Annotated in this window: 5 protein-coding genes; 3 read left to right on the top strand and 2 right to left on the bottom strand. The window is 47.9% G+C overall.

The annotated features are described in order from the left end of the window. Positions 1-795: RNA-guided endonuclease TnpB family protein (locus tag QUA88_RS19735; protein WP_333273308.1), on the bottom strand; the 795-nt coding region annotated here is incomplete at its 3' end. 47 nt (positions 796-842) lie between these two features. Beyond that, positions 843-1,841: a hypothetical protein gene (locus QUA88_RS19730; RefSeq protein WP_333207666.1), complete on the bottom strand. Its 999-nt coding sequence runs from the start codon at positions 1,839-1,841 to the stop codon at positions 843-845. A 1,106-nt stretch (positions 1,842-2,947) separates the two neighbouring features. On the opposite strand from QUA88_RS19730, the gene QUA88_RS19725 reads away from it, so the two are divergent. The 3 genes from QUA88_RS19725 to QUA88_RS19715 all read left to right on the top strand — a co-directional run bounded on the left by QUA88_RS19725 (position 2,948) and on the right by QUA88_RS19715 (position 6,381). Beyond that, positions 2,948-3,850, top strand: coding sequence for an MBL fold metallo-hydrolase (locus tag QUA88_RS19725; protein WP_333057201.1), 903 nt, complete (start codon positions 2,948-2,950; stop codon positions 3,848-3,850). A gap of 229 nt (positions 3,851-4,079) precedes the next feature. Next, positions 4,080-5,294: a bifunctional riboflavin kinase/FAD synthetase gene (locus tag QUA88_RS19720; RefSeq protein ID WP_333057200.1), complete on the top strand. Its 1,215-nt coding sequence runs from the start codon at positions 4,080-4,082 to the stop codon at positions 5,292-5,294. 178 nt (positions 5,295-5,472) lie between these two features. After that, a complete protein-coding gene (locus QUA88_RS19715) occupies positions 5,473-6,381 on the top strand; it encodes a MoxR family ATPase (RefSeq protein WP_333057199.1) in 909 nt (302 codons plus the stop codon). Positions 6,382-6,634 lie beyond the last annotated feature (253 nt).

Below are 6,634 nucleotides of genomic sequence, written 5' to 3'. Positions count from 1 at the left end.
GAGATTTTCCACTGCAATAACTTGGTTTTCGTTAACTATCTTGCGGGATAGCTTCTGTAGAAAATCTTCACGGCATCTAGCAATTTTGGAGTGAACTTTTGCCACTACCAGTCTTGCCTTTTTTCGGTTTTGACTACCTTTCTTTTTGCGAGCAAGCTTTTGCTGCTTACGTTTTAGGTTGCGTTGACGCTTGATAAAATGTTTGGGATTGCCAAACTTAGAACCATCACTGGTGATCGCAAAATGAGTTAACCCTACATCAATGCCAATAGCTTTATCTGCTGGGACTAACTCAGGCTTTTCTTTCCCATCGTCAATCAAAACAGAAATAAAATGTTTGCCGTCCGGGTTGCGAGACACGGTAACGGTCTTGATGTCGCCCTCAAAATCACGATGTCGCCGACAGAAAACTAAACCAATCTTAGGTAGGTTGATATAGTCACCGTCGAATTTGACATTTTGAGGGTAGCCGATCGACTGCCTGTCGTGCTTGGCTTTGAATTTGGGTGGCATCGCCCTCTTGTCAAAGAAGTTTTTGTAGGCAGTAGATAAATTCAATGCCACCACCTGCAAGCATTGAGAATAGGGTTCTTTTAGCCATTCGTATTCTTTTTTGAGTGGAGGGAGCAAGCCTTGTATGTATGCCCTAGATAGTCCTTTGCCAGTATTTTTGTAAGTTTCTTGACATAGATTTAAAGCATAGTTCCAAAACCATCTCGCACAACCAAAAGACTTTGCAAGCAAGGTTTCTTGCTCACTTGTGGGATAGATTCTGTACTTGTAGGCTTTATACATTTATCAAGATTGCAGAATACCGATAAGATGAGCGTAGCACACAAAAACTATATTGATTCGCTGTCGCTCAATTTATTTTCACCGCGAGCTTTCATCCCGACGCTCACCTTCGGTAGAGCGCGGGACTTCCCATTCGCATTAGTTAAAGCCATGCCATAAGTAGCGTCCCAAGTCTGCAAACCTTCGAGAAGGGCATTGCGGACTAAAGCTTCTGGTTCCCGACTCAGCATCAGGCGAAAGCACTCGGCAGCGCGGGAACGGGCGATGGAACTTTTGACAGAGCTCACAGGGCCAAACCCACCCTGATTCACCAAATCGGTCATTTGCCGCACAGCAATCAAACGCTTCACGGGGTCAGCATCAGTCAAATCCGCCAAGATGCGATCGATCGCATCTTCATCTTTTGCTGCCCCCAGACTCAACCCTTGCCGCAGCAACACCCCTGCAATCGCGATCGTACCCAAATTCTGCAAAATTAGGCTCAAAGCCATCCAGTGGCTCTCAGAGTCCGCCCAAATCGCCAAACTCATGTAAGCGCCCAAGGTAGCAATGCCGCCGGTGCCGACGGCTAAAACGAATCGGCGGTTCGGGCCCTCCCAAAATTGCTCGCCTTTTGCCCGCAGCAATTGCCAGTCCCACGACTGCCCTCGGTAAACCACCATCATCGCTGCTATCCCCAGGCCTGTGGAAAACAGTAATTCACTGTTCCACCACCCCCAAACTGCTGCCAGGGTGATAACTGCCAGCCAACCTTTGGATCGAGTCAAACTCTCTAGCAGCCATTTGAGAAACGCAGTAGAAACCACAGGCGATCGGGCCCAGGAGGTCTTACCATCTACCCTCCGGCGTCTTGTTTCGGCAGTCCGGCCTGTGGCTGTTGGGGTTGCCGACGGGCGATCGTCCGAACTCAATTCTCTCAAAGCTTGACCATCAGTTATTTCTAAAGACAGGTCGCTCAAGGGAAGATTACCGAGTTCCAAAGTGCGATCGGACACTTTCACCGGCGATCTATTCAGCTTGGTTGTAGTTTTTTTAACTTGATTCATACTGACTTTTTTGAAAAATAACTTAAAGTTATCCAGGCTTTTTTAGCACTGATTTAGATTCTCGGCAAATAAGACTCTAAGCTTCTATGATACCGGAAATTCAAACCCGTGGCGAGTACCGCAAATGCGCCGAATTCCGAGAAATCCTTACCAAAAATAGAGCGATTGAAGATTGTTGAGAAAAGCACCACAGGTTAACAGGGAATATTTCTGCATCGCTCTTGAGACAGAATGGCGATCGGAGTTGGCATGATAGCCAAAAAGCGAAATTTTTTAATTTCCGAAAATAGGGGAATTTTGAGTGATTCAATTCGTCCGCCAAGAAATGCACGACGAAAATTTAGCCTTTTGCCCGCAGGCCCGGACTCTCGCTGCTACCCGGTGTCAGATGAGGCTGGGTTCAGCTTGACCGCTAGCGGGACGAACCGCAGCGGGCCGAGCATCCAGACAGTATTGGTTGATAATTAATAGCAGGAGCATTCCTAAACTGCTAAGATTTTTGAATTAATGGGAGTTGAGTTAATTAAACCGGGTTCTGCTAAAAAGGAGTCCCGGATGCTCATGGGCAGGGGTTAAATGGCGGGAGCATCTCAAGTCGGGTAAATTAACCGTCATTCTTGTAGCGGCGCGTTCACGCCCGATCGCCAATATCGGCCAGATATCGGCGTAAAACAGCCCCGCCACCTGCATATTATGGTCGATCGACCGGACTAGATAGCAGGAAAGCCATCATCCGGGTTCAAACCGGTAAAGCAGCAAGGCAAGCAACCGACCGCGCAATCCGGTTCGGCAATTGCAGAGGCTGGAGAAACAGCGGCTTTTGACCAAACTCAGACAGAACTACTGCCCCAAAGTGTGTCTGCGGAGGTTAGGCTAGTGAAGAGACGAAAAGAATAGTTACGATCGAGACTTCCAACGTCTACTTTGTAATTTATTGCTCAGTTGTCAAGCCCAACAGTTTTGCATTCTCGCGATGAGCGAGACTCTTGGCAGTTCCCACAAGTGGGGAACTCGACCGTCAAAGAACTTGGGTTTGATGGTAAAGCCCTTAGTAATATGTAAACACCTTATCGATAACTCGCCGGAACAATCTTGCAAGAAAACCCATGTCTAGTATGCACAACCAATTCACGGTTCACTTCTGGGGCGTTAGAGGTAGCATAGCGTCTCCCGGGGCAGAAACAGTACGTTACGGGGGCAACACGCCCTGTGTAGAAATGCGAGTGGGTGAGAGTCGCCTAATTTTCGATGGCGGTACTGGATTGCGGGTTTTGGGACAAACTCTCCTGTCCCAGATGCCCGTAAAAGCTCATATGTTTTTTACTCACTCTCACTGGGATCACATTCAAGGATTCCCATTTTTTGTCCCAGCTTTTATTCCTGGGAACTGCTTTCACATCTATGGGGCTATTGCTCCTAATAAGGCTACTATCCAGCAGCGCCTCCACGACCAGATGCTGCACCCCAATTTTCCGGTACCCCTGCAAATTATGGGGGCAGACCTGAAATTTAACGATATAGAAGTGGGCAAACCGCTGGAAATCGGAGAGATTAAGGTGGAAACTGCTTTGCTGAACCATCCGGGCGAAGCTATAGGCTACCGCGTAAACTGGCGGGGGTATTCGGCTGCTTACGTGACTGATACCGAACATTTTCCCGATCGTTTAGACGAAAATGTGCTGTATTTGGCTCAGGATGCTGAGGTGCTGATCTACGACGCTACTTATACCGATGAGGAGTATTATGCGGAGAAAAGCAGCAAGGTCGGCTGGGGACATTCGACTTGGCAGGAAGCGGTGAAGGTGGCAAAGGCTGCTAATGTCAAAAAGTTGGTGATTTTTCACCACGACCCGCTGCACAATGACGAGTTTTTAGACAAGGTGGGAGAACAAGTGGCTCAAAGATTCCCGAACAGTTTGATGGCGCGGGAAGGTTTGTCGTTACAATTGCTGCCTCCTGATAACAATTTGTCTGAAGTGTCGGTGCAAGCGCCTCAAGTGCCTGTCTGATGGATTTGAGATTGCCCGATGGTTCTGAAATCTTGAGGTCAGAAATCTCAAATTTAAGTTAGGGCTGACCTCAGAGACGGATACAAGCCCCCGGCTTAAGTGGTGGAAAACCAAAAAGTTTAGACCAAAGTTCAACCTTCCAGATTTATCTGTGGAGTAAAATCTAAAATCTAAAATCTAAAATCTAAAATCGACTGGCGATCGCACTAAGTATGTCAAAATTTTAAGCGTGTGGGTAACTTCTTCTTCTACCGCTGCTCTGACTCCAACTTCTGTTGCCTTGGGAAACTTTGATGGTTTGCACCTAGGGCATCGACAAGTCGTGCAGCCAATTTTAAATCGATCGCCTGGGCAAAATTCTGCCAGGGTGATTGCGTCGGGGCAAAACTTGCGCTCAAACGTTGGCACAGATCAAAATTGGGAAACAGAACATCCGGCGACCTGCGAAAATGACTCAGCAGCACCGCCGGATCGAGCCGACAGCCGCCATAAGTTCGAGGGTTTGATAGGCGCTCGGGCCGACGGCAACAGCCTTTCTGGAATCGATTCTGATGGGGTCGATCGACTTTACAGCACTGTGGTGACATTCGATCCGCACCCGCAAGAATTTTTTACGGGTCAACCGAAAAAACTGCTGACACCTCTGGCAGAAAAGGTAGAATTGCTCGCAGCCATGGGCGTCGAGCAACTTGTGCTGCTGCCGTTCGATCGAGAATTAGCGGCTTTGACTGCTTGTGAGTTTGTCGAGGAAATTTTGGTGCGGCAACTAAAAGCGAGTCGAATTAGTGTGGGGGTTGATTTTCGGTTTGGTCGGGGACGCGCTGGGACGGCTGTGGATTTGCAGTCGATCGCCTCTGGTTACGGTATTGATGTTGCTCTTGTACCGCTGCACAATTGCGGTGAGGGCGATCGGATCAGCAGTTCTGCAATCCGCGAAGGTCTGGCATCCGGCGACCTCAGAAGAGCGAATCAGTTGCTGGGGCGACCTTACAGTTTAGTCGGAACTGTGGTTGGGGGACAGCGGCTGGGTAGGACGATCGGATTTCCTACTGCTAATATCGAACTGCCGCCGGAAAAATTTTTGCCACGTTTTGGCGTGTATGCAGTGCGAGTCTCGCTGAAGCATGGATGGGAAAATATGAAAGAGGAAAGTTCTTCCTATCAGCGGGAAAACCCCAAATCTGTAATCCCCGGCACAGCATCCAATTTATCTTTTGTCAATGGGGTGATGAATGTTGGCTGCCGCCCGACGGTAGACGGTCTGCAACCCACTGTGGAAGTTCACCTGTTAGATTGGTCTGGGGATTTGTACGGTCAAACCTTGAGTGCGAGTTTGGTAGAGTTTTTGCGACCCGAACAAAAATTCGCTTCTCTGGATGCTCTCAAAACTCAAATTCAGGCAGATTGCGATATTGCTAGAAGCCTCTTAACTGCTAAAGTCTAATAATTATGTGATCTAGAACAGGCGATCGCTTTTAAAAATGGTGCAAGATGAGTCAGACTAAATTCTAGTTGTACAAATACGAAGTCCGCAAGGCAAAGACTCAAGAATTTGGCAATCTTGATATCTTTTCAACAATTAGCAATTAGCAATTCGCAATTAACAATTAGAAATCAGGGATATGAGACAACATATTGAGCGGCTCAAACAAAATCTAGGCAAAACTATGGTTGGCAAAGCGGATGCTATTCGCTTGGTGCTGGTAGCCGTGTTTTCGGGCGGACACGCGCTGCTGGAAGACGTGCCTGGTGTGGGAAAAACGCTGCTGGCGAAGTCTTTGGCGCGATCGATCGATGGGAAGTTTCAGCGGATTCAGTGCACTCCCGATTTGTTACCGACGGATGTCACCGGTACTAATATTTGGAATCCGCGCAGCGGAGAGTTTGAGTTTTTGCCCGGCCCAGTTTTTGCTAATGTTTTGCTTGCTGATGAAATCAATCGGGCGACGCCGCGAACTCAGTCAGCTTTGCTGGAAGTGATGGAAGAAAAGCAGGTGACAGTAGACGGAGTTTCTCGAAATGTTCCGACGCCGTTTTTTGTGATTGCGACTCAGAACCCGATCGAATATCAAGGCACTTTTCCGTTACCGGAAGCGCAAATGGATCGGTTTACTTTGTCTTTGACTTTGGGCTATCCCGCTGCGTTGGAAGAGTTGCAAATGTTGGAACGGCTTTCTGATAGTTTTGCTGTTGAAGATTTGCAGCCTTGTATTTCTTTGGCAGAAGTGCAGGAATTGCGTCGTTTGTGCGCTGGTGTGAAGGTGGAAGGCTCTTTGAAACAGTATATTGTAGATTTGGTGCGATCGACGCGGGAGGATGAGGAGATTACTCTGGGGGTGAGTCCCCGGGGCGCGGTGGCTTTGCACCGGGCGTCGCAGGCTTTGGCGTTTATTTCGGGGCGGGATTTTGCTACCCCGGATGATGTGAAGGATTTGGCGCCGCACGTACTGTCTCACCGGTTGATTCCGGCGGGGGGAAGAAGGGCTAAGACGATTGTTGACAAGTTGTTGCGGTCTGTTCCTATTCCTTAAAAAGTTTGTAAGTAGGTTGCTTTAATTATAGGAACAGGCAAGATGCCTGTTCCACAAAGAATTACAGCTTAATTAAAGGAACAGGCAAGATGCCTGTTCCACAAACAATAAAGAATTACAGCTTAATTCAAGGAACAGGCAAGATGCCTGTTCCACAAAGAATTACAGCTTAATTAAAGGAACAGGCAAGATGCCTGTTCCACAAACAATAAAGAATTACAGCTTAATTCAAGGAACAGGCAAGATGCCTGTT

It is taken from the genome of Microcoleus sp. D3_18_C2 (assembly GCF_036702395.1).
In the GTDB taxonomy this organism is placed as follows: Bacteria; Cyanobacteriota; Cyanobacteriia; order Cyanobacteriales; family Microcoleaceae; genus Microcoleus.
The sequence above is the reverse complement of the archived record's forward strand: the minus strand, read 5'-3'. Positions and strand labels throughout refer to the sequence as shown.

What these genes read in the sequence shown, in the direction of transcription:
- QUA88_RS19715 (WP_333057199.1), top strand. Translation starts at nt 5,473, where the DNA reads ATGAGACAACATATTGAGCGGCTCAAACAAAATCTAGGCAAAACTATG.
- QUA88_RS19730 (WP_333207666.1), bottom strand. Translation starts at nt 1,841, where the DNA reads ATGAATCAAGTTAAAAAAACTACAACCAAGCTGAATAGATCGCCGGTG.
- QUA88_RS19725 (WP_333057201.1), top strand. Translation starts at nt 2,948, where the DNA reads ATGTCTAGTATGCACAACCAATTCACGGTTCACTTCTGGGGCGTTAGA.